This is a genomic window from Rhodopseudomonas rhenobacensis (genome assembly GCF_014203125.1).
Taxonomy (GTDB): domain Bacteria; phylum Pseudomonadota; class Alphaproteobacteria; order Rhizobiales; family Xanthobacteraceae; genus Rhodopseudomonas_A; species Rhodopseudomonas_A rhenobacensis.
The window spans coordinates 1-22,198 of the sequence record NZ_JACHIH010000022.1 but is presented as its reverse complement, the minus strand read 5'-3'; the positions used below and the strand labels follow the sequence as shown (position 1 = coordinate 22,198).

Genomic DNA, 22,198 nt, shown 5'->3' with positions numbered 1-22,198 from the left:
CGCTGCGTTCTTTGATCTGACGGCTGCGAAGTGGCGTGAGGAACAAGACGACTATCTGCGGGAGATTCACTTTCACAAAACCGCTGATGGCTCGTATCTCGAAGACGGAATCTCTTTGCTTCGTCTCGTTAACGAAGCCGCCTCGACATTTAAAGAAACCGAACAAAACGGCAAAAGACGGCTCATGAATTTCGCACTATCGAACTGCTCGTGGAAGAATGGGCAGCTAACGGTAGAGTTTCGGCAACCGTTTGAAATGATTGCTACAATTGGCTCCGCACCAAGTCCGGGTGGCGGGTGCGGAGGCGTAAATTCGCCTCCGCATCCAATATGGTGGGCCCGGCAGGACTCGAACCTGCAACCAGACCGTTATGAGCGGTCGGCTCTAACCATTGAGCTACAGGCCCCCGTGGGCGGCGCGGCCGACGGTGCCGATACCCCTTACAATGCCCATCCGGTCGCGGCAATTGCCACGTGCGACTGAGCGGCCCGCGGGCCGCGTGCGATTGAGCGGCCCGCGCGTCAACGGGCCTGCGCGGCGCTCGGCGTTCGTTTCGCCAGGCCCTACGGCTTTGGACCCTCCGGCGTTCGCGCTCAGGCCACCGAGCCTGTCCGCTCAGGCCAGCGCGGACCTCTGCCGCGCCCGCAGCAGCAACGCCACCATGATCGAGACATTGAGCGCATTCCAGCCCATGCCGTTGAGGAAGGCGGCGGCGTAGGAGCCGGTGGCGTCGAAGATCGCGCCGGAGATCCAGCCGCCCAGCGACATCCCGACCACCGAGGCGAGGATCACCAAGCCGACCCGGGTGGCGGCCTCGCGCGCCGGCATCGCCTCGCGCACGATGATCGCGTAACTCGGCACGATGCCGCCCTGGAACAGGCCGAACATCGCCGAGATGACGTACAGCGAGCCGAGGCTGTCGAAGAACAGGTAGAACAGCAGCGCAAAGCCCTGCGCCACCGAGCCGAGCAGCAAAGTGCGGATGCCGCCGATCTTGTCGGCGAGGAAGCCGGAGCCGATCCGGCTGATAATGCCGAAGCCGAGCATCAGCGACAGCATCTCGGCGCCGCGCGCAGGCCCATAGCCGAGGTCGCCGCAATACGCGACGATATGCACCTGCGGCATCGCCATCGCCACGCAGCAGGCGACGCTGGCGACGCAGAGCAGCGCCGTCAGCGTGTTGGTCGGCAACCGCAGATCGATCCGCGGCGGCGGCGCGTTGAGGTGGCGGTGCGCCTCGTGCCGCCCCATCCGCGCCCGCAGCAGCCATGTCAGCGCGGTCATCGTCAGCACGCAGAACAGCCCGATGGCGATATGGGTCGGCCGCCAGCCGAACGATTGGGTGCCCCAGTTCACCAGCGGCGGCCAGATCGTGCCGGCGATATAGTTGCCGCTGGCGGCGATCGCGACCGCGAGACCGCGGTAACGCTCGAACCAGTGCGAGGCTTCCGCCATCAACGGCCCGAAGGTCGCCGAGGCGCCCACCCCGATCACCAGATGCAACAGCACGAATTGCCACAGGCTGGTGGAGAGCCCTGCCCCGAGATAGCCCAGCCCTAACGCGAGGATGCCAAGACCGATCGCCGGCACGATGCCGAAGCGGTCGGTCAGCTTGCCGGTCAGCACGCCGCCGAGCCCAAATCCCAGCATTGCCAAGGTGAAGGCGAGCGACGCGGCGCCCCGGCTGGTGTGGTATTCGGCCTGCACCACCGGCAGCACCACCACCACCGACCACATGCCGACGCTGCCGATCGAGCCGATCGCCAGCGCAACGGCCAACCTGATCCAGGCTTGGCGTGAATCGGGGGCGAATTTCGCCGGGTGTCCGGCTCTTTTTGAAGGCGTTTCCACGCTGCAACTTCCCTGCCCTGCCAGCGGGCGTCAAGAGACGTTCGCAAAAGTCCGCAGGCCGACCAGGGCCCCCCAGAACCACAGCCGACGCGACCAACGTTAACCCTTTCCTAACCATGCACAGGGCAAAAATTGCCTAGTGAACTGAGTGTCGTCGGTCGCGTGATCCGGGGTTGCCCGTGGACGCTGGTGCGGTGCCTCACCTTCAAGGCGGCGGCCCTTCGGCCGTCGCGCAGGCGTTTGGCACCCGCGGGCGACAATCGCGGGGGGAAGCGGCAACGATGTCGGATGTAGCGGCGGGTCAGGGCGGCGGCGCCAAGGGGATGCAGATCCCGAGCCTCGGCGAACTCGGCACCATGCTGAAGCGCGGCGATCTGGCACTGGCGTTCGGCGTCTTGACCATCCTGGTCGTGCTGATCATGCCGCTGCCGGCGATCGTGCTCGACCTGTTTCTGGCGATCTCGATCACGCTGTCGATCCTGATCCTGATGACCGCGCTGTTCATCCAGGCGCCGCTGGAATTCTCCTCGTTTCCGACCATCCTGCTGATTTCCACGATGTTGCGGCTGTCGCTCAACATGGCGTCGACACGGCTGATCCTGTCGCACGGCCATGAAGGCACCGCCGCCGCCGGCCACGTCATCGAGGCGTTCGGCAATTTCGTGATGGGCGGCAATTTCGTCATCGGCATCATCGTGTTCGCGATCCTGGTGATCGTGAATTTCGTGGTCATCACCAAGGGTTCGGGCCGTATCGCCGAAGTCGCCGCGCGCTTCCAATTGGATTCGATGCCCGGCAAGCAGATGGCGATCGACGCCGATCTGTCGGCCGGCTTGATTGACGAAAAGACCGCCAAGGCACGACGCAAGGACCTCGAAGACGAAAGCGGCTTCTTCGGTGCGATGGACGGCGCCTCCAAATTCGTCCGCGGCGACGCCGTCGCCGGCCTCTTGGTGGTGTTCATCAACGTCATCGGCGGCATCATCATCGGCGTCGCCCAGCAGGGCCTCTCCTTCAGCGAAGCCGCGCGCACCTACACGCTATTGACCGTCGGCGACGGCCTGGTCACCCAGGTGCCGGCGCTGATCGTCTCGACCGCGGCCGGCCTGTTGGTGTCGAAGGCCGGCGTCTCCGGCGCCGCCGACAAGGCTCTGATGAAGCAATTGTCCGGCTATCCGCAGGCGCTCGGCATGTCGGCCGGCGTGATGCTGGTGCTGGCGACGCTGCCCGGCATTCCGATGCTGCCGTTCCTGATGCTCGGCGGCGGCGCGGCGTGGCTCGCGGTGTCGGCCGGCAAGCGCAACCGCGCTACCAAAGTCGCCGAAGAACGCGAAGCCAGCGCGCCCGCCGTGGCGGCCGCAGCCGCCAGCGCCGCGGAGGAAGAGCCGATCCAGGCATCGCTGAAGATCGACGACCTCAAGATCGAACTCGGCTACGCGCTGCTGCCGCTGGTCAACGGCCCGGACGGCACCGATCGCCTCACCGAGCAGATCAAGGCGCTGCGCCGCTCGCTGGCGGTGGAGATGGGTTTCGTGATGCCGTCGGTGCGGATCCTCGACAACGTGCAGCTCGAGGCCAACAGCTACGTCATCAAGATCAAGGAGGTCGACGCCGGCACCGGCCGGATCTGGCCGAACCAGTACATGGTCATGGATCCCGCCGGCAACCAGGTCGCGGTGCCCGGCATCCACACCACCGAGCCGACCTTCGGGCTGCCGGCGACCTGGGTCGACGCCAGCCTCAAGGAAGAGGCGACGATGAAGGGCTACACCGTGGTCGACGCCGCCACCGTGCTCTCGACCCATCTGACCGAGCTGTTGAAGAACAACATGTCCGACCTGTTGTCCTATGGCGAAACCCAGAAGCTGTTGAAGGAACTTCCGAAAGAACAGGGCGAACTGGTCAAGGACATCGTGCCGGGACAGATCACCGTGTCGGGCATCCAGCGCGTGCTGCAGCTGCTGTTGGCGGAGCGGATCTCGATCCGCGACCTCTCGACCATTCTCGAAGGCATCGCCGATGCGCTCGGCATCTCGCGCAACCCGTCGACCATCGTCGAGCACGTCCGCGCCCGGCTGGCGCGGCAGATCTGCGCGCAGAACACCTCGTACAACGGCTATCTGCCGCTGATCGCGCTGTCGGCGAAGTGGGAGCAGGCGTTCGCCGAATCCATCATCGGCCAGGGCGAGGATCGCAGCCTGGCGATGCAGCCGTCGAAACTCTCGGAGTTCATGACCGTGGTGCGCGACAAGTTCGAGCAAGCCGCGCGCGAGGGCGAGTCCCCGGTGCTGGTCACTTCGGCGTCGATCCGGCCGTTCGTGCGCTCGCTGGTCGAGCGCTTCCGGGCGCAGACCACGGTGCTGTCGCAGGCGGAAATCCATCCGCGCGCCCGGCTGAAGACCGTCGGCAGCGTGTAAGCGGCGCGGCATTTCCGCCACAGCCAAGCGCTTTCGCCGCAAACGCCGGCTTGACCCTGGTCGCCGCCCCGTCCAGGGGGCGGCGGTCGGATCAAATCAATCCATTGAATCGATGAGATAATTTACGGTGACGGCGCGTCGGCTACGCCGCCCGATCGCGGCCGATCAACAGTTTTCACCGCCTTGTGATTGCCTCTTCGGAACGAAACGCAGGAATCTTACGTTTCTACCGCGAGACGTTGAACCGACCTTTTGATGGCCAAGACACATCGGAAAGGCGGAGAAGACGCAGGAGGCTCACATGAATCATTCGATTTACAGCGCCGATCGGACCACTCATCTGAAGATCGTGGTGGTCGCGCTTGTGGCCGGCATCGCGGTGGCGGGATTTGGCATCTCGGCGCGCGTCAATTCGGATGAATCGTACAGCCAGACCGCGCGCGTGATCAAGGCCGGGCAGCCGGTGACGGTGACCAGTTCGGGCACCTCGGTGGTTCGCTAAGGATTGATCTTATTGGAGTTTTTGGAATTCACGCGGAGCTTTCCAGCCCCAGGCGCCGTGTGATGTCTAGGAAAATCCACTCCCCCAAGTGGACCTCAGACGGAAAACGCCCGCGCCCCACGGGCGTTTTCTTTTGAGTCCAGCAAGCGAAAACCACCTCAAAAAATCTTGCGGCAAACTTCAGGCAGCCTAATGGGCCGGCGCGGCCGGCGGCACGGTCTCGATCAGCTTGCCGGTGAACACGATCGGCCCGGTGGCGACGCCGGTCGGCGAGCCGCCCTCCGGCTCCACGGTCACCGCATAGGTCGCCTTGTTGACGGTGTCGCTGTCGAACGCCGCGAGCGCCGCGCGGATGGTGAACTCGTCGCCGCCGATCACGCCGAGCGAGCGCGGCCGCTGCAATTTGTCGGACACCAGCCACAATTCGTAGCTCTTGCCGGGCTCCTGCTCGGCGCCGACCTTGCGCACGGTGAAGTCTTTGGTCGCGGCATTCACCGTGAGAATGAACGCCGGCGAATTGGCGTCCTTCTGCAGCAAGGCAACGTATTGCGCCGGGATCGGCGGCGGCGGGCCTGCGACCTGCACCACCTGGGTGCGGACCGCGGGCCGCAACTCGTTCGGCAGGATGTCCGGATAGGCCAGTTGCGCGACGATGATCGCGAACAGCGAGGCCGCGATCGCGCCGACGCCCATCGCGCCCCACTGCCACATCTTGGCGCGGAAGGCGAAATGCACCACGCGCTTGGATTCCGGGCTGAGCCCGGTGGGGGCCGGCGGTTCAGCCGTCGCGGCCGCCGGTTCGGCGTGCGCCGGCGCCGCGGTGGCCGCCATCGGCAACGGCGGAATTTGCAACGCCTGCTGCGCGCCGGACAGGCCGGCGGCCAGCTTGATGCGATCCCACAATTCCGCCGGCGGCTCGACCGCGTCGACCATCTGGTTGAGCGCGCCGAGCCGGCGCTCCCAGGCCTCGACCATCGCGGCGAAGTCCTTGTCCACCGCCATCATCGACTGCACCTGGGCGCGCTCCTCGGCATCGAGGGTGCCCAGCGCGTATTCCGCTGCGAGCGCGATATGGTCTTCGCTGTACTCCATCATGCCAATCCCAGACACTCGCGGACGTCCAACAGGCTGCGGCGCAGCCAGGTCTTCACCGTGTTCACCGGCGTCTCGAACTTCGCCGCCAATTGGTCCCGGCTCCAGCCGTTGTAATAGGCCAATAGCACCAGCTTCTGCCGGTCCGGCTCCAGCCGGCCGACGCATTCCAACAGCCGCGTCAACTCCTCGGTCATCTCGCGGCGCGCCAACGGATCCGGCGTATCGGCCGCCACATCCAGCGCCGCCGGCTCCTCCTCGATCGAGACCTCGCCGCGCTTGCGCACCACGTCGATCGCCCGGTTGCGCGCGATCGAGACCATCCAGGTGATGGGGGACGCGACGGCGGGGTTGAACTGCCCGGCGCTGTTCCAGATCTTGACGTAGGCTTCCTGAATGACCTCTTCCGCGAGGTCCTGACGCCGCAAGATACGCAGCACCACGCCGAACAGTTTCGCGCGCGTCGCCGCATAGAGCCGCTCGAAGGCGAGTTCGTCGCCCTTGGACACAGCGGCAAGCAGCCAGACCAACTCAGCCGGCGTCAGCATTCAACGTCCCCCACGGCGATACCCCATCGCCCTCTGCACGCCGATCGGCGGCGCCGCTTCTTATCATAAACTGCGACCCTGGCATCCACCAACCATCGGGGGAGAAGGGGTGTGGATAGGCGGAGTTGCAGAGCCCCGGGGCTTGGGCGGCGGCCTTCCGCTGAGCACCGCCAAGACATATTCGGCGCGCCGAGAGCGCAGGCTTGCAGGAAACGCCGATCACCGTACCCGATTTCAGACGCTCGGCTCGGACCGCCTGGATCATCCAGCCGGTGGCCACCCGCCCATGGACAGATGACACCTCTTGTATTTCTTGCCGCTACCGCATGGGCACTGATCATTGCGGCCCGGCTTCGGTCGCTTTATCCTACCGCGTCTTATGAATGCCTGCAGGGCCTTGATCGGCTGCGGGGGAGCCATATGTGCCGTAGCGGCGTCCATCTCGGCGTCCTTTTTCCACGGGAAATCTATTAGGCCCGCAAAACGTAAAGCCCCGGTCCCCGGCTCTACGACTAGCCCAGCCCACTTCGTCGCCTTCACACTGTATTTGCGCAGTTCGCAGTGCCATCGAAGCTTTGGGCCAGCAACGCTCTCGGCCAGTCTGTTGCAATGAACGGTGAGCCCACTTGCGGCTTTGGAGCTCGCAACGGTGATATCATGAGGCTTGCCGTCTTTTGCGGCCGTAGCAACGATCGCATCAATTCCACGGCTTAGATTATCGGCACTTTCTCCACTCAACTTGAGCAATTCGAGACCGACACCGATGGCACCAGCTTCCGACCGTCGCTCGATTTGTTCGATGATGCGGCCAACCGCGGTTCCTTTGAGGGCCGTCAAAATACCATGTGGTACTTTTTCGCCTGGCACACCATCGCGGCGAGCAGCCATCGCAATGTCGACATCAACGCCAAGATCATCTCCCAGCAAAAGGAGGTCATTTTCGTTGAGCCACAGATTGCCTTTAAGATGGTAGCCAAGCGCCGTAGTCTCGTGAGAGAGCAAGATGTTTTCGCCAGCTCGCGCACGCAATTCGAGATAACTCAGAAAACGCAAGGGCGTGTCGAGAAATTCGGTCACGACATCGATGAAAAATACGTCGCAGACGAGCGGCGCATTGATGAAATCCGTTGCCTTAAACTCAAGGAACTGTCGCGCTTGAAAACTTAAAGCGGGATAATGGTCCGTGCCCACGCAGATAGGGTAAACCTGTTTAACTGAAGGAATAGCAATTTCGTTTCCGGTGGCATCAGTGAAGGTCGCAGACCTATTGAGCAGATTCTCGCTGCATAGCATTGCCTGGTCGCAGGCGTCCTGCACCGCGCCCTTGAAGTCAGCCTGCAACTGAAGATCGTTTCCTTTGCGTGCCGCTAGCGTCAGCTTCTTCGACTTCGCCTGCACCGCAATGGCGCGATCTCCGAAAAGCACGAGGGTGTCAATCTCGCTGATCGTCTTCTTGCGTGCCTTCGTCTCCCACAAGTCAACGTTCCGAAAGACATTGGCGACTCCGAATACCTTGGTCATCCGATCAGCCACAAATTCCTCGGCAAAGAGACCGCGATTTGCCATCGCCGTCGCCTCATAAGCTTCATCGGCGCCCATCCAGTAGAACGGCGTTTCGTAGAGCGCTTCGGTCAGACTTGCATAGAGAAAAAGGATGTACTTCTGGTCCTCTCCCTTGAGGATAGGAAAGGCGTTGGCAGCATTAAACTCATGAAGCGCGGTGAAGGTGGGGTTGCCGTTATCAGGAAAACTGAAGGCAGTGACCACTGCGTTGACCTTGTCGACACTCAGGCCGGATTTGGTCACGATGTCCGCGACCGAAAATTCGAAGCCACCAAGCATCGTCCGCTGCGTGGGCGGCACCCCCTTTAGGTTCTTGAGCGTCGTAACCATGTTTTCATTGAGGAAATCACAGATTGCAGCCACCACTCTCTTGGCTTCCGCAACGGAGAATCCCTTGTTCTTCGTCAACCAAGCATCATCTCGGCCATACTTCAGTACAGACAGATCGCGGTACTGGGACGTATAAGCAGATTCCGCGCCATAGAAGATTGGCTCGCGCAGCATCGCCGCACTAGTAAAAGGATTGGCTGATCTCGTCGGATCAGCCATCGCCGCCGTCAGTGTCGCCTTACCGAGCTCATTCAACGCTGCATGCATTTCCTTAAGGAGCGCTTCTGTGCGTTCAATGTACTGCGCAAGCAGCTTCTGGTCCGGCAGCGTAATGTCGCGAGGAGCTCTTAGCATCAAGCCGATGAGCGTCGCGATTTCAGTACGGATGAGCCGATCGAAGGAGAACAGCTTCGCGTAATCCTCCCCCTGTAGCTCGTCGCCGAAGCCGACAACGTGATCTCGAAAGCAAAAATGAGCGATTGCGTGGATGTAGCCGGCGCTTGAACACAATGAGACGAGATCATTAAAGATGTCGTGCTCGAGGCGAGGCGCGGACGTAGGCGGCAAGGGGACCATGCTAGGAACCAATGAAAAACGATTTGGGGATGTCTGGTAGATGGGCAGGATACAAGAACCGACGAACTCAGCGCCAAGTCTTTGCACAAAAGACGTCATCTCTTAAATCCAGCTCTGAACTGTACTTTGGGCCGCTAGCGACAGCAAGCGTAGGGTGGGCAAAGCCGCTCCCGGCGCCGTGCCCACCTCGTCTCAATCGCGACGCCGCTTCACGCCATGATGGTGGGCACGCTTCGCCGTCGCTCTTCCAGCGACGTCGCGCGCTTTGCCCACCCTACGCCACCGCTGCTACGACATTGATGCCCCGGCATGCCGTGCAAGATAGTCATCCAACTGTCCGAGCAGCATTTCGCGCTCCTCCGTGGTCACGAAGGCGGCCTCCAGCCCGTTGCGGACGAGGCGGACGATCTCTTGCAGCGACAGGTCGAGAGCGTCGCGGCAGGCCAACAGGTTCTCGGTCACGTAGCCGCCGAAGTAAGGCGGGTCGTCGGAGTTGACGGTGACGTGCAGGCCCTGCGCCATCATGGTCTTCAGCGGATGCCGCGCCATCTCCGTCACCCCCTGCAGCCGCAGATTGGAGAGCGGACAGACGGTCAGCGGGATACGTCGCATGGCCAGTTCTCGTACCAGATCGGGATCGGCGAGGCAGGCGTTGCCGTGGTCGATGCGATCGACCTGCAGCAGGTCCAGCGCCTCACGCACGTAGGCGGCGGGGCCTTCCTCCCCGGCATGGACGGTGGTGCGGAAGCCGCGGTCGCGGGCAGCTTTGAAGAAGCGGGCGAACTTGGCGGGCGGGTTGCCGATCTCGGCGCCGCCCATGCCGATGGCGATGATCTGGTCTTTCCAGGGCATGATCTGATCCAGCATGACCATCGCGTCCGCCTCGGTGCGGTGGCGGTGGACGCTGATCATCAGGCCGACGCTTAGTCCGTGCTCGCGGCGAGCCTCCTGCATCGCGCCGAGCACGCCGGACATCAGCGCCTCGAGTGGAGTGCCACGTTCAATGAAGCTCTGCGGGCCGATGAAGAGTTCGGCGCGGACCACGCCGTCCTCATGGGCCCGGCGCAGGTAGGCGCGGGTCACGTCGCGGAAGTCGCCCTCGGTGACCAGCACCTTACAACCCTCGAAGTAGAGATCGAGGAAGGACTGCAGGTTATCGAACTGGTAGGCCCCGCGTAGCGCCTCGGCGGTGTCCCAGCGGAGCTTCATGCCATTGCGGGCGGCGAGGTCCAGCATCAGCTGCGGCTCGATGCTGCCCTCGATGTGCATGTGGAGATCCGTCTTGGGCAGGCCGCGGATGAAGGATTCGATGTCGGTCATGTGGGGTCCTTAGAACGGTCGAGGGCGAAGCACGCGTAGGGTGGGCACGCTTCGCCGTCGCTCGATGAGCGACGGCGAAGCGTGTCATCTCCCATCCCCCCAACGCAAACACCCGGGCCTTGCGACCCGGGTGCTTGGTTTGCGTTTCTGCGAAGTGCGATCGTCCGGCGATGCTGCGCCGGAGAAACAATCAGGCGACGACGCCGAGCCGGGCGCGCATCAGGCCGATGCTGTCGAGGTCGGCCTGTTCGCGGGCGCTTTCCTCGGCGCGTTCGCGGGCCTGGTCGCGCTCGTCCAACAGTTCGACCTTCTTCAGTTCGTCGAAGGCTTCGTTGAGCTGGCTTCTCGCGTCCTCGAGCTGGATGCGCAGTTCGTCGGCCGAGCGGGTCAGATTTTCGCGGCGCTGGATCGCGGCCTTGGCATAGGTCGGATAGGCGAAATGCGTCGGGTCGTTGATCCCGGCGCGGTCCTGTTCGGACTGGATCTCACGTTCGAGATCGACCGACATGCGCTGGAAATCGGCGATCATGCCTTCGATCTGCGCGACCCTTCGGCGCTTCTCGTCGACCTGAAATTTCTTCAGGCGGATCAGGGTTTCGCGTGACTTCATCGACTGAATACTCCCCAGAAGTCCCAAGCTGACGCGGGACGAGCCGGCATTCCCGAAACGGGCCTCACCGGCAACGCAAGTGCTTCTTCAGCATGATGGCGTGACAAAGTTAGCGTTCCGTTTCTAAATTGCCGAGGATTTGCTCCAATTGGGCGTAACCCGCATGCAGCGCGGTGGCCTCCTCCTTGCCCTGGCGCAGGAAGTCCTCGAGCGGCTGGTGCAGCCGGATCGCCTCGTCAACTTCGGGGCTGGAGCCGGGGCGATAGGCGCCGAGCCGGATCAGCTCTTCCATGTCCGCATAGGTGCCCATGATCTGCCGCGCCCGGCGGATCATCGGCAGATAGGCCGGATCGGCGGATTTCGGCATGGTGCGCGACACCGATTTCAGAATGTTGATCGCCGGATAGCGGCCGCGCTCGGCGATCGCGCGCTCCATCACGATGTGACCGTCGAGAATGCCGCGCACCGCGTCGGCGACCGGCTCGTTATGGTCGTCGCCGTCGACCAGAACGGTGAAGATCCCGGTGATGGTGCCTTCGTTGAGCCCCGGGCCGGCGCGTTCCAGCAGTTTCGGCAGCTCGGTGAACACGGTCGGCGTATAGCCCTTGGCGGTCGGCGGCTCGCCGGCCGACAGCCCGATTTCGCGCTGCGCCATCGCAAAGCGCGTCACCGAATCCATCATGCACATGACGTCCTTGCCCTCGTCGCGGAAATATTCCGCGATCGCCAGCGTCAGGTAGGCGGCCTGCCGCCGCATCAGGGCCGGCTCGTCGGAGGTCGCCACCACCACCACCGAGCGGGCGAGACCTTCGTCGCCGAGGTCGTCCTGCAGAAACTCCTGCACCTCGCGGCCGCGTTCGCCGACCAGACCGATCACCGAGACGTCGGCGTCGACGTTGCGCGCCAGCATCGACAGCAGCACCGACTTGCCGACGCCGGAACCGGCGAAGATGCCGAGCCGTTGGCCGCGGCAGCAGGTCAGAAAGGTGTTGAGCGCGCGGACGCCGAGGTCGAGCGGCGCGCCGACCCGTTTGCGGGAATGCGCCGGCGGCGGCGAATTGCGGAACGTCATCGGCGAGGTGCCCTGGTCGAGCGGCCCCTTGCCGTCGATCGGCTCGCCCATCGCATTGAGCACCCGGCCGAGCCAGGACGGCGACGGCCGCACTTGCGCGGCGGCATTGGCGATCACCGCGCGGCAGCCGCGGCGCACGCCTTCCAGCCCGGCGAACGGCATCACCACCGCGTTGTTGCCGTTGAAGCCGATCACCTCGCAAGGAATGAACCGGCTGCCACCAGTTTCCACCACGATGCGGGCGCCGACCGACATGGCGTGGATCGGACCGGCGATCTCCACCATCAGACCGCGGACGCCGACCACCCGGCCGTACATCAAGACGGCGTCGAGATCGCCGATCTGCTCCGCCAGTGCCTTCATTGCGAAAGCCTTAAGTTTCCGCGGATCGCAGCCGGATCCTTAACCTGCTGTTTACCCGCATCGTTAATCATTAGCACACTGTCTTTGGCTGGCTGAAGGCGCTCGTCCGGCAGAACGAAGGACGAATCGCGAGAGTCGGTTACACCCGGCTCTTAATGTGGAACTTGAACTGGTACGGATACAAAAAACTGCTTGCTCACAAGATCTTACGTCGATTCGATAAAAATTGCACGGATAGAGCTTGCGAACACGAATCAGGTTTTGTTAACCATATGACGTCAGGATCCGAATCAGTTGTTCAAAGGCGTTTCCAGTGCCGCAGGTAGTGCGGACGCCTGACGCCCGTTGCGGCGCTTAAAGGGGACTGGCATGCGCGTATTGCTGATTGAAGATGACAGCGCGACTGCGCAGTCGATCGAACTGATGCTCAAATCCGAGAGCTTCAATGTCTATACAACCGATCTCGGGGAAGAAGGCGTCGATCTCGGCAAGCTCTACGATTACGACATCATCCTGCTTGATCTGAACCTGCCGGACATGTCCGGATACGACGTTCTCAAGCAGCTGCGTGTCTCCAAGATCAAGACGCCGATTCTCATTCTTTCCGGCCTCGCCGGCATCGAAGACAAGGTCAAGGGTCTCGGCGTCGGCGCCGACGACTACATGACCAAGCCGTTCCACAAGGACGAGCTGGTCGCCCGCATCCATGCCATCGTCCGCCGCTCCAAGGGCCACGCCCAATCGGTGATCCAGACCGGCGACCTCGTCGTCAATCTCGACACCAAGACCGTCGAAGTCGGCGGCCAGCGCGTGCATCTGACCGGCAAGGAATATCAGATGCTGGAGCTGCTCTCGCTCCGCAAGGGCACCACGCTGACCAAGGAAATGTTCCTCAACCATCTCTATGGCGGCATGGACGAACCCGAATTGAAGATCATCGACGTCTTCATCTGCAAGCTGCGCAAGAAGCTCGCCAACGCCTCCGACGGCCGCAACTTCATCGAAACCGTGTGGGGCCGCGGCTACGTGCTGCGCGAGCCGCACGAAGAAGAAGCCCGCATCCCGGCCTGAGCCGGTTTCAAGCTGCAACGATTTCAAGAGAGCTGGCTCAGCTCTCGCCATTTACAAAACCCCGCCCGCAAGGACGGGGTTTTTGTTTGGGCATTGAATGGGCGGCCCGGGGCCTGCCTGCAGAAGCCGTGACGCGGCCGACGGATCGCTGCGGAAGCCCAACGAGAACGGATCAGTTCCGCTTGTAGTCGTCCTCGAGGCGGACGATGTCGTCCTCGCCGAGATAGCTGCCGGTCTGCACCTCGATCAATTCCAGCGGAATCTTGCCGGGATTTTCCAGCCGGTGGGTGGCGCCGATCGGGATGTAGATCGACTCGTTTTCGTGCACGATCTTGATCAGGTCGTTGATGGTGACCCGCGCGGTGCCGCGCACCACGATCCAGTGCTCGGAGCGATGGTGGTGCAGTTGCAGCGACAGCCGGCCGCCGGACTTCACCACGATACGCTTGACCTGGTGGCGATCGCCATTGTCCAGCGACTGGTAGGAGCCCCACGGCCGGTGCACGTTGATATGGTCTTCGGTGACCCGCGGCGCTTCGGTTTTCAGGCGCGCCACCAGCCGCTTCAGGCCGTTGGGGTCCTTCTGCCGCGACACCAGGATGGCGTCCTGCGTCGCCACCACCACGAGATCGTCGACGCCTTCCAGCGCCACCAGCGTCTTGTCGGTGGCCACGTTGCAGTTGCGGGAATCCTCGAACACCGCCTGGCCCTGCGCGGCATTGCCCTGCGCGTCCTTGCTGGAGAGCTCCCAGACCGCGTGCCAGGAGCCGACATCGGACCAGCCGCAGGACACCGGCACCACCGCGGCGCGGCTGGTCTTTTCCATCACCGCGTAGTCGATCGAGATCGGTTTCGCCGCCGCGAATGACGAAGGATCGAGCGTGACAAAGCCGAGATCGCGCCCGGCCTTGCTCACCGCATCGACGACGGTCTGCACGCTGTCGGCGTCGACCAGACGATATTCGTCGAGCAGCACGGCGGCGCGGAACATGAAGTTGCCGCTGTTCCACAGATAGCCGTCCTGGACGTAGGCCTGCGCGGTCGCCTGGTCCGGCTTCTCGACGAAGCTCTGCACGGCGCGGACCGCACCGGCCACGATGTCGCCCGGGCGGATATAGCCGTATTCGGTGGCGGCGCGGCTCGGCGCCACACCAAAGGTCACGATGCTGCCGGCCTCGGCGGCCACCAAGCCTTCCCGGCAGGCGGCAACGAAGGCAGGCTTATCGGTCACCACATGGTCGGCCGCCAATGCCAGCACGACGGCGTCGGGGTCGCGGATCTGGGCGAAGGCGGCGCCCGCGGCGATCGCCGGGCCGGAATCCCGTCGCGCCGGCTCCAGCAGGACGTCGGCCTCGAGCCCGATCTCAGCCAATTGTTCGAGCACCATGAAGCGGTAGGCGAGATTGGTGATGACGATGGCGCGCCCGAACAGCGAAGCATCGGACACCCGCAGCAATGTGTCCTGGAACGTCGAGCGCGGCCCGAACAGCGGCAGAAACTGCTTCGGACGCACCTCGCGCGACGCCGGCCACAATCGGGTCCCGGCGCCACCGCACATGATGAGGGGAATGATCAGGTTGGGCATCAGATCGAACTAACCTTCCGGTTGAGCAGAGGCCGCCGCTTTTGTGTCCCACCCGCGGAACCATTGCAAGAGCCCGCGGCTTTTGATCGTTTTGTTCGAGCGCGATGTTGTCGGAAAACGGGATCGATGTCTCAGAATGATGGGCAATCTAGCCAGCGACGTCGTGGTCCCGCGCGCGGCGGAACACCACGAAATGCGACAGCGAGAAATTCACCACGAAGCTGACCAGGATCGACAGCAGCTTGGCGCTCAGCACCGGCAGATACAGCGACAGCAGCAGCAGCGTCGCGGTCGCGGCGATCACGCCGGCGATCCCGGACGCCACGAAGGTCAGGTAATCGCGCAGCCGAAGCTGGTGCCCGGATTCCGGGCCGAACGTCGTGAAGCTGTTCATGGCGTAGGAAAACGACACCGCGATCGCCCAGGCGAGCACGTTGCAGGCCACCAGCGGCAGCCCGAACCAATGGTAGAACGCCAGGAACGCGCCGAGATCGATCAGCGTATTGACCACGCCGACCAGCGCGAAGCTGATCGCCTTCAACCGCATGTCGCGGCGATGCCAGGCGGCAACCAGGCGATCCAGCAATGACTTCATGGCAGAACTCGGTTCGAACGGGTTGCGGTGACGCCTCGAACGCGAGCACACGCCCATTCGAAGAACGCCGCAAGGATAACCCAGATGGCGGGGCCGGGCCAGAGCGGGCCGGTTCCGCCGATGTCCGCTAGATGGTCTGGTTGTAGGCGCCGACCTCTGCGTGGGTGCCGAGCACGGCGTTGATCGCGGCGAACATGTCGTGCATCCGCTGCTCCGACACCGGGCTTTCGACCACCACCACCAGTTCCGGCTTGTTCGACGAGGCCCGCACCAGGCCCCAGCTGCCGTCCTCGCAGGTAACGCGGACGCCGTTGACGGTGACGAGATCGCGGATCGGCTGGCCGGCGACCTTGTCGCCGTTGGTCTGCGCCGCCTCGAAATGCGCGATCACCGCGGCGACCACGCCGTATTTGGCCTCATCCGCGCAGTGCGGCGACATCGTCGGCGACGACCAGGTTTTCGGCAGCGCGTTTTTCAGATCCGCCATCGACTTGTCCGGCGCGCGGTCCAGCATCTCGCAGATCGCGATCGCCGAGATCAGCCCGTCGTCATAGCCGCGGCCGAGCGGCGCGTTGAAGAAGAAATGGCCGGATTTCTCGAAGCCGGCCAGCGCCTGCAATTCATGGGTGCGCCGCTTCATGTAGGAATGCCCGGTCTTCCAATATTCGGTCCTGGCGCCGTGCGCCTGCAGCACCGGATCGGTCGCGAAAAGCCCGGTCGATTTGACGTCGACCACAAACTGCGCGTTCGGCGTGATCGCCGACATGTCGCGCGCGAGCATCACGCCGACCTTGTCGGCGAAGATCTCCTCGCCGGTGTTGTCGACCACGCCGCAGCGGTCGCCGTCGCCGTCGAAGCCGAAGCCGAGATCGGCGTCGTGCTCGAGCACTGCGTCGCGGATCGCGTGCAGCATCTCCATGTCTTCCGGATTCGGATTGTATTTCGGGAAGGTGTAGTCGAGTTCGGTGTCGAGCGGGATCACCTCGCAGCCGATCGCCTGCATCACCTGCGGCGCAAACGCGCCGGCGGTGCCGTTGCCGCAGGCCACCACCACCTTCAATTTGCGCTTCAGCTTCGCCCGCCTGGTGAGGTCGGCGATGTAGCGCGCCGGAAAATTTTCGTGGAAATGATAGCAGCCGCCGACCTTGTTGTTGAAATCGGCGTTCAGCACGATCTCCTTCAGCCGCGTCATCTCGTCAGGCCCGAACGTCAGCGGCCGGTTGGCGCCCATCTTGACGCCGGTCCAGCCATTGTCGTTATGCGAGGCGGTGACCATTGCGACGCACGGCACGTCGAGCTCGAACTGCGCGAAGTAAGCCATCGGCGTCATGCACAGCCCGATGTCGTGCACCTTGCAGCCCGCGGCCTGCAATCCGGAGATCAGCGCGTATTTGATCGACGCCGAATAGCTGCGGAAATCGTGCCCGGTGACGATTTCCTGGGGCTGCCCGAGTTCGGCGATCAGACAGCCCAGCCCCATGCCCAGCGCCTGCACTCCCATCAGGTTGATCTCGGAGCCGAACAGCCAGCGCGCGTCATATTCGCGAAACCCGGTCGGCTTCACCATCGGCTCGGATTCGAATTCGTAGCTGTTCGGGCGCAGCAGCGGCTTCGGGGTCGGAAACATTGATGGCCTCGCGGGGAACGATCTCGGCAGGGCGGCAGCCTTAGCGGATGTGCCCGACCGAGAAAAGCCCACAGCGGATCGCCGCGATGGATCGCGGCGGCGGCTTGCGATAAGAGGAGCGGCGAAGCGCGGGACATTGCATTGCCGGACCTCCTCCAAGCCGAACTCGGGTCGGCCAAAGCCTGGATCACCCAAGCGGCGCTGCCGTTCTGGTCCGGCCCGGGCTTCGACCGCGATCTCGATCTGTTCGTCGAGCGGGTCGATTTCTCCGGCCGCCCGCTCGAGGTGCCGCGCCGGCTGATGGTGCAGGCCCGGCAGATCGCGGTGTTTTCGCAAGCCACCCTGCTCGGCTGGTTCGACGGCCGCGACCTCGTCGACCGCGCGCTGCGCTCCACCTTGGCGAAATTTGCCAACGGGCAGCCGCGCGCGCCGTGGGCGTTCTCGGTCGATCCCGACGGCAGCATCGGCGACGCCACCGCCGACAGCTACGGCTATGCGTTTCTGCTGTTCGCTCTGGCCTGGGCGCGCCGGCTGTTGGGACCGCGGGTCGATGCGGCGAGCGTGGCACAGCTGATCGCGGTCTTGCGCAACGATCTGGCGCATGGCTCCGGGCTCGGCGTGGTCGACGCGGCACCGCGCCGCGACGGCTTCTCGCGGCAGAACCCGCAGATGCATCTGTTGGAAGCGGCGCTGGAAGCCGCCGGCGCCTTCGCCGACGCCGAGGCGCGGCAGCTCTGCGACGACATCGTCACGCTGTTCGAGACCCGGTTGTTCTCGCACCGCCACCTCGCACTCGCCGAACTCTACGACGACAATTGGCAGATCGCCGACCTGCCCCACGCCGTTTTCGAGCCGGGCCACCATTTCGAATGGATCTGGCTGCTCGACCGCGTCTCGCGGGCGACCGGACGGCCGACCGCAGCGCTTATCGGCAAGTTGCAGCAGCGGGCGTTCGCCGAGGGCATCGGCGGCGGCGGCGCGATCGTGGAATCGATTGCGATCGAAGGACCTGCGCGGGCGGAAAGCCGCCGCTGCTGGGCGACCTGCGAGGCGCTGAAGGCGGTCGCCAGCGATTACGAATCCGGCCGCGACCCTGCGCTCGCGACAAGCCGCGCCACCGCGCTGCTGCGGGCCTTGCGCATATGTTTCCTGTCGGGGCCGTTCGACGGCGGTTGGATCGACCGCATCGACGGCGACGGCCGGCCGCTGCTGGACTACGTGCCGGCGTCGACGCTGTACCATGTGGTGTTTGCCGTCGCCGAAGCCGACCGGGTGTTCGGCGGCGAGCGCTGAATAGATGGGATGAGAGCGTGCCCCGGACGCGGCGCAGCGCGCCGCGCTTGCGGCGTGGTGCACTGCAGATCCGGGGCCGTTACGGAACGTTGCGCTTGGAACGGTCCCGGCTCGCCTCGCATCGCCAGGGCGCTGCTCTGCGTCCGGGACACGGCTTTGCGCAGCGCCGGTTGACTTGTTCCCAATATGGGAACATACTCTAACCATGCGGATAATCGCCTGGAGCACGCTCGCAGCCTACGCGGAAAGCCATCCGGAGACCGCGGTGCCGCTGATGCGGTGGAGAACTTTGCTCAGGGCCGCGCATTGGGCGTCAATGGATGACGTCCGACGCGCGGCGCCGAGCGCGACGATCCTCAACGCCGAACGCGTGAAGTTCGAGATCGCCGGCGGAAACTATCGACTGATCGTCGCCATCGATTTCGGCCGGCAGATCGCTTTCGTGAAATTCATCGGCACCCACGGCGACTACGACAAGATCAACGCCCTGACAGTTTCGCGTTTCTGAGGGAGTGCACACCATGAACATCCGCCCGATCCGAAACGACGACGATCATGCCGCGGCACTCGCCGAGATCGAAAGGCTGTGGGGCGCGCCGGCCGGCAGCGATGACGGCGACAAGCTCGACATCCTTGCGACCCTGGTCGAGAAGTACGAGGAGTCCCGCTGGCCGATGCTCGATACCGCTGATCCGATCGATCTCTTGCACTTCGCGATTTCAGACCTCGGGCACACCCAGGCTGAACTTGCAGAACTGCTCGGCTCGCGGCCGCGCGCCTCCGAGGTCCTGAACCGGCGGCGAGCGCTGACGGTGGAGATGATCCGCGCGATCAGTGAGGGCTGGAAAATCCCCGCCGAGCTCCTTGTGCGGCCGAGCGCGACCAAACAGCCGGCATGACACCAACATGAGCGTGCCGCGGACGCGGCGCAGCGCGCCGCTGTTGCGGCGTGGTGCGCTGCAGATCCGGGGCCGTTACGGATGCTGTCTTTGGTACGGTCCCGGCTCGCCTCGCAGCGCAATGGCGCTGCTCGACGTCCGGGACACGGATGTGGCAGATCCTCGAAACGGGCTTCGCGCCGATCGCGATCCGCGATGTTGAGACAACGGGCAGCGCGTACTATCTCGCCGCGACCAGCCTCAGCGCCGGCATCGCGCTCGGCACGATCGACGGCGCGCGGCGGTCGGCGTTCGGCCGATAGATGCCGCGGCGGGTGGCGTGCGGCTTGAACGCGTCGGTCAACCCCACCACCGTCTCGGCGGCGCCGAGCGCCAGATAGCCGTCGGGCTCCAGCATCTTGGCGATGCGGTTGAAGATCGAGATCTTGGTGTCCTGATCGAAATAGATCAGCACGTTGCGGCAGAACACCACGTCGAACGTGCCGAGGTGGGAGAAGTCGTGCAACAGATTGAGCTGGCGGTGCTGCACCATGGCGCGGATCGCGGGATCGAGCTGCCACATCTCGCCGGTCTGCTTGAAGTACTTCACCAACAGCTGGATCGGCAGGCCGCGTTGCACCTCGAACTGGCTGTACAGCCCGGACTTCGACTTCTCCAGCACCGCCTGGTTGAGATCGGTGGCGACGATCTCGACCCGCCAGCCGGAGAGTGCTGCGCCCATCTCCTTCAGCACCATCGCGATCGAATACGGCTCCTGGCCGGTGGAGCCCGCGGCGCACCAGATCCGCAAGGCGCGGCGGCCGGCGCGGGCCTGCAGCAGCGCCGGAATAATCTCTTCGCCAAGATGATCGAACGGCAGCTTGTCGCGGAAGAAGAACGTCTCGTTGGTGGTCATCGCCTCGACCACTTCGGCGGTGATCGCCTCGGCGCCGGCGCGGATTTTTTGCACCAGTTCGCTGATGCCCGGCAGATCGTGGCGCCGCGCCAGCGGCAGCAGGCGGCTTTCGACCAGGTAGCGCTTGTCGGCCGACAGATCGAGCCCGGAGCGCTCCTTCAAGAGTTTGCAGAGAAACTCATAATCCAACGGGGTCACGAGCGGTCCCCCGCGAACACGCGGACCAGTTTCTGGCCGATCTGGTTGAGCGGCAGGATCGCCGCGCAGATCCCCGCATTGGCCGCGGCGCCGGGCATCCCCCACACCACGCTGGAAGCTTCGTCCTGGGCGATCACGCTGCCGCCGGCGGCGACCACATCCTTGCCGCCGCGCATGCCGTCGGAGCCCATGCCGGTCAGGATCACCGCCATGATGGCGCTTTGCCAGACCTCGATCGCCGAGATGAACAACGGATCGACCGCGGGCTTGCAGAAATTCACCGCCGGGCCGTCGTCGAGCGCGATCACCGTGTTGGCGCCCTGCCGCGCCACCCGCATGTGCTTGCCGCCCGGCGCCAGATAGATCTGGCCGGGCTTGATGATCTCGCCGTCGATGCCCTCATGGGCGGGACGGCGGCTGGCGCGGCCGAGATGCTCGGCGAGAATCGTGGTGAAGGTCGGCGGCATGTGCTGGGTGATCAGGACCGGGAAGCGGTCGATCACCGGGCCGATCTCGGCGACCAGCGTCATCAGCGCCTGCGGGCCGCCGGTCGAGGAGCCGATCAGCAGCACGCGCGGCGCGGTGAGGCCGAGCGCGCGGCGCAGCAACGGCGTCGCGGGCGCGTGACTTGGCACGATGGAGGGCGCCGGCTCGCGGGCGCGCACGACTGCGGGCGCCGCGACTGCGCCCGGCGCGGTCTGCACTCTGCGGCGGACCCGGGCGCCGAGGCTACGCACCTTTTGCAACAGGTCGTGACGGAAAATTTCGGCGGCGGAGGCTTCGCGGGTGCTCTCCGGCTTCGGGATGTAGTCGGCGGCGCCGAGCGACAGCGCCTTGAAGCTGATCTCGGCGTTGCGGCGGGTCAGCGTCGAAGCCATGATGATGATCAGGTTGCGCTGCTTGGCGAGCAGTTGCGGCAGCGCCGAAATGCCGTCGAGCTCCGGCATTTCGATATCCAGCAAGGCGACGTCGGGCTTGACGCGCTCGACCTGGTTGACCGCGTCGAGCCCGGTGCGCAGCGACGCCGCCACCACCATGTCGGGTTCGGCGTCGATCCAGCGCGAAATCAGTCCGCGGATCACCACCGAATCGTCAACCACCATCACCCGCAGCGGTTCGTACCGCACCGGGTCCGGACTCGAAGCACTCGCCACTGCGATACTCATGACACTACCAGACTGAACACGTACAAGGGCAAGCGCGGCAGCCGCCGGGGATCGCCCCGCGGCGGCGCCCGGATTAGATCAGGCCGACTTCGTGAAATTTCGCCATCACGATGTCCTTGTCGAACGGCTTCATGATGTACTCGTTGGCGCCGGCGTGCAGCGCGCGCGCGATGTGGGCGACGTCGTTCTCGGTGGTGCAGAACACCACCTTGGGCTGGTCGCCGCCCGGCATCCTTCGCAGATTGCGCAGGAATTCGTAGCCGTCCATCACCGGCATGTTCCAGTCGAGCAGCACCGCTTCGGGCAGGCTGCGCTTGCAGATTTCCAGGGCCTTCTCGCCGTCCTCGGCTTCGACGATCTGAAAATCGAGACCTTCCAGAATCCGGCGCGCGACCTTGCGAATAACGCTTGAATCATCGACGACCAAACATGTTTTCATTTCAGCCTCTGTGTTCTCTCTGGCGCCCGGATGGGCATTTTCAACTCATCAAGGCACGCAACTCGCAACTTACGCGGCGATTCGGTCGGGACCGATTTCGAGGACGCGGTCGACGTCGAGGACGACCATCAGCTGGCCGTTGAGGCGGTGGACGCCGCAGGCCATTTTGGCCATGCGGGGGTCGA

General features: G+C 64.0%; 19 protein-coding genes, 1 tRNA gene and 1 pseudogene. 6 read left to right on the top strand and 15 right to left on the bottom strand.

The features are described from left to right. Positions 1–331: 331 nt before the first annotated feature. Positions 332–407 (bottom strand) — tRNA-Ile (locus HNR60_RS16230). Positions 408–616: 209 nt separating this feature from the next. Continuing rightward, a complete protein-coding gene (locus tag HNR60_RS16225; protein ID WP_184259316.1) occupies positions 617–1,852 on the bottom strand; it encodes an MFS transporter in 1,236 nt (411 codons plus the stop codon). Positions 1,853–2,133: 281 nt separating this feature from the next. On the opposite strand from HNR60_RS16225, the gene flhA reads away from it, so the two are divergent. Next, positions 2,134–4,269: a flagellar biosynthesis protein FlhA gene (gene flhA / locus HNR60_RS16220; protein ID WP_210313614.1), complete on the top strand. Its 2,136-nt coding sequence runs from the start codon at positions 2,134–2,136 to the stop codon at positions 4,267–4,269. Between the two features lie 301 nt (positions 4,270–4,570). After that, complete coding sequence (locus HNR60_RS16215; protein ID WP_184259312.1) at positions 4,571–4,771, top strand: hypothetical protein; 201 nt, start codon at positions 4,571–4,573, stop codon at positions 4,769–4,771. Positions 4,772–4,960: 189 nt separating this feature from the next. Here the strand turns inward: HNR60_RS16215 and HNR60_RS16210 are convergent, their stop codons facing one another. The 6 genes from HNR60_RS16210 to fliI form a co-directional block, all read right to left on the bottom strand. Beyond that, positions 4,961–5,863 carry an anti-sigma factor gene (locus HNR60_RS16210; protein ID WP_184259420.1) on the bottom strand — a complete coding sequence of 301 codons (903 nt, stop codon included), beginning with the start codon at positions 5,861–5,863 and terminating at the stop codon, positions 4,961–4,963. After that, positions 5,863–6,411 (bottom strand): sigma-70 family RNA polymerase sigma factor, encoded by a 549-nt coding sequence (locus HNR60_RS16205; RefSeq protein ID WP_184259310.1) that lies wholly within the window; start codon positions 6,409–6,411, stop codon positions 5,863–5,865. Before HNR60_RS16205 ends, HNR60_RS16210 begins: the two co-directional genes overlap by 1 nt. Before the next feature lie 261 nt (positions 6,412–6,672). Continuing rightward, a complete protein-coding gene (locus HNR60_RS24350; protein WP_283810650.1) occupies positions 6,673–8,979 on the bottom strand; it encodes a YecA family protein in 2,307 nt (768 codons plus the stop codon). A 189-nt stretch (positions 8,980–9,168) separates the two neighbouring features. Next, positions 9,169–10,200, bottom strand: coding sequence for an adenosine deaminase (locus tag HNR60_RS16195; RefSeq protein ID WP_184259308.1), 1,032 nt, complete (start codon positions 10,198–10,200; stop codon positions 9,169–9,171). A 190-nt stretch (positions 10,201–10,390) separates the two neighbouring features. Continuing rightward, a complete protein-coding gene (fliJ, locus tag HNR60_RS16190; protein WP_184259306.1) occupies positions 10,391–10,810 on the bottom strand; it encodes a flagellar export protein FliJ in 420 nt (139 codons plus the stop codon). Between the two features lie 109 nt (positions 10,811–10,919). Then, positions 10,920–12,245, bottom strand: coding sequence for a flagellar protein export ATPase FliI (gene fliI, locus HNR60_RS16185; RefSeq protein WP_184259304.1), 1,326 nt, complete (start codon positions 12,243–12,245; stop codon positions 10,920–10,922). A 369-nt stretch (positions 12,246–12,614) separates the two neighbouring features. On the opposite strand from fliI, the gene ctrA reads away from it, so the two are divergent. Next, the gene (ctrA, locus tag HNR60_RS16180) at positions 12,615–13,316 is read left to right on the top strand and encodes a response regulator transcription factor CtrA (RefSeq protein ID WP_011474638.1); all 702 of its coding nucleotides are present in this window, start codon (positions 12,615–12,617) and stop codon (positions 13,314–13,316) included. A 172-nt stretch (positions 13,317–13,488) separates the two neighbouring features. Here ctrA and HNR60_RS16175 read toward each other — a convergent pair whose 3' ends face one another. The 3 genes from HNR60_RS16175 to HNR60_RS16165 all read right to left on the bottom strand — a co-directional run bounded on the left by HNR60_RS16175 (position 13,489) and on the right by HNR60_RS16165 (position 17,123). Next, entirely contained in the window at positions 13,489–14,901 is a 1,413-nt protein-coding gene (locus HNR60_RS16175) for a mannose-1-phosphate guanylyltransferase/mannose-6-phosphate isomerase (protein ID WP_184259302.1), read from the bottom strand. Between the two features lie 148 nt (positions 14,902–15,049). Further along, positions 15,050–15,496, bottom strand: coding sequence for a GtrA family protein (locus HNR60_RS16170; RefSeq protein WP_184259300.1), 447 nt, complete (start codon positions 15,494–15,496; stop codon positions 15,050–15,052). Positions 15,497–15,623: 127 nt separating this feature from the next. Further along, positions 15,624–17,123 (bottom strand): phosphomannomutase/phosphoglucomutase, encoded by a 1,500-nt coding sequence (locus HNR60_RS16165; protein WP_184259298.1) that lies wholly within the window; start codon positions 17,121–17,123, stop codon positions 15,624–15,626. Between the two features lie 141 nt (positions 17,124–17,264). Between HNR60_RS16165 and HNR60_RS16160 the strand changes: the two genes are divergently transcribed. From HNR60_RS16160 to HNR60_RS16150, 3 genes are all read left to right on the top strand, one after another. Then, a complete protein-coding gene (locus tag HNR60_RS16160) occupies positions 17,265–18,416 on the top strand; it encodes an AGE family epimerase/isomerase (RefSeq protein WP_184259296.1) in 1,152 nt (383 codons plus the stop codon). 205 nt (positions 18,417–18,621) lie between these two features. Further along, positions 18,622–18,924: a type II toxin-antitoxin system HigB family toxin gene (locus HNR60_RS16155; protein ID WP_184259294.1), complete on the top strand. Its 303-nt coding sequence runs from the start codon at positions 18,622–18,624 to the stop codon at positions 18,922–18,924. Positions 18,925–18,937: 13 nt separating this feature from the next. Further along, the gene (locus HNR60_RS16150) at positions 18,938–19,315 is read left to right on the top strand and encodes a helix-turn-helix domain-containing protein (RefSeq protein ID WP_184259292.1); all 378 of its coding nucleotides are present in this window, start codon (positions 18,938–18,940) and stop codon (positions 19,313–19,315) included. Between the two features lie 220 nt (positions 19,316–19,535). Here the strand turns inward: HNR60_RS16150 and HNR60_RS16145 are convergent, their stop codons facing one another. From HNR60_RS16145 to HNR60_RS24205, 4 genes and pseudogenes are all read right to left on the bottom strand, one after another. Beyond that, a complete protein-coding gene (locus tag HNR60_RS16145) occupies positions 19,536–20,408 on the bottom strand; it encodes a CheR family methyltransferase (protein WP_184259290.1) in 873 nt (290 codons plus the stop codon). Continuing rightward, the gene (locus HNR60_RS16140; RefSeq protein ID WP_184259289.1) at positions 20,405–21,574 is read right to left on the bottom strand and encodes a protein-glutamate methylesterase/protein-glutamine glutaminase; all 1,170 of its coding nucleotides are present in this window, start codon (positions 21,572–21,574) and stop codon (positions 20,405–20,407) included. Before HNR60_RS16140 ends, HNR60_RS16145 begins: the two co-directional genes overlap by 4 nt. Before the next feature lie 73 nt (positions 21,575–21,647). Continuing rightward, positions 21,648–22,013: a response regulator gene (locus HNR60_RS16135; RefSeq protein ID WP_011474650.1), complete on the bottom strand. Its 366-nt coding sequence runs from the start codon at positions 22,011–22,013 to the stop codon at positions 21,648–21,650. A 69-nt stretch (positions 22,014–22,082) separates the two neighbouring features. Then, positions 22,083–22,198, bottom strand: a pseudogene (locus tag HNR60_RS24205) (chemotaxis protein CheW); the annotation flags it as partial.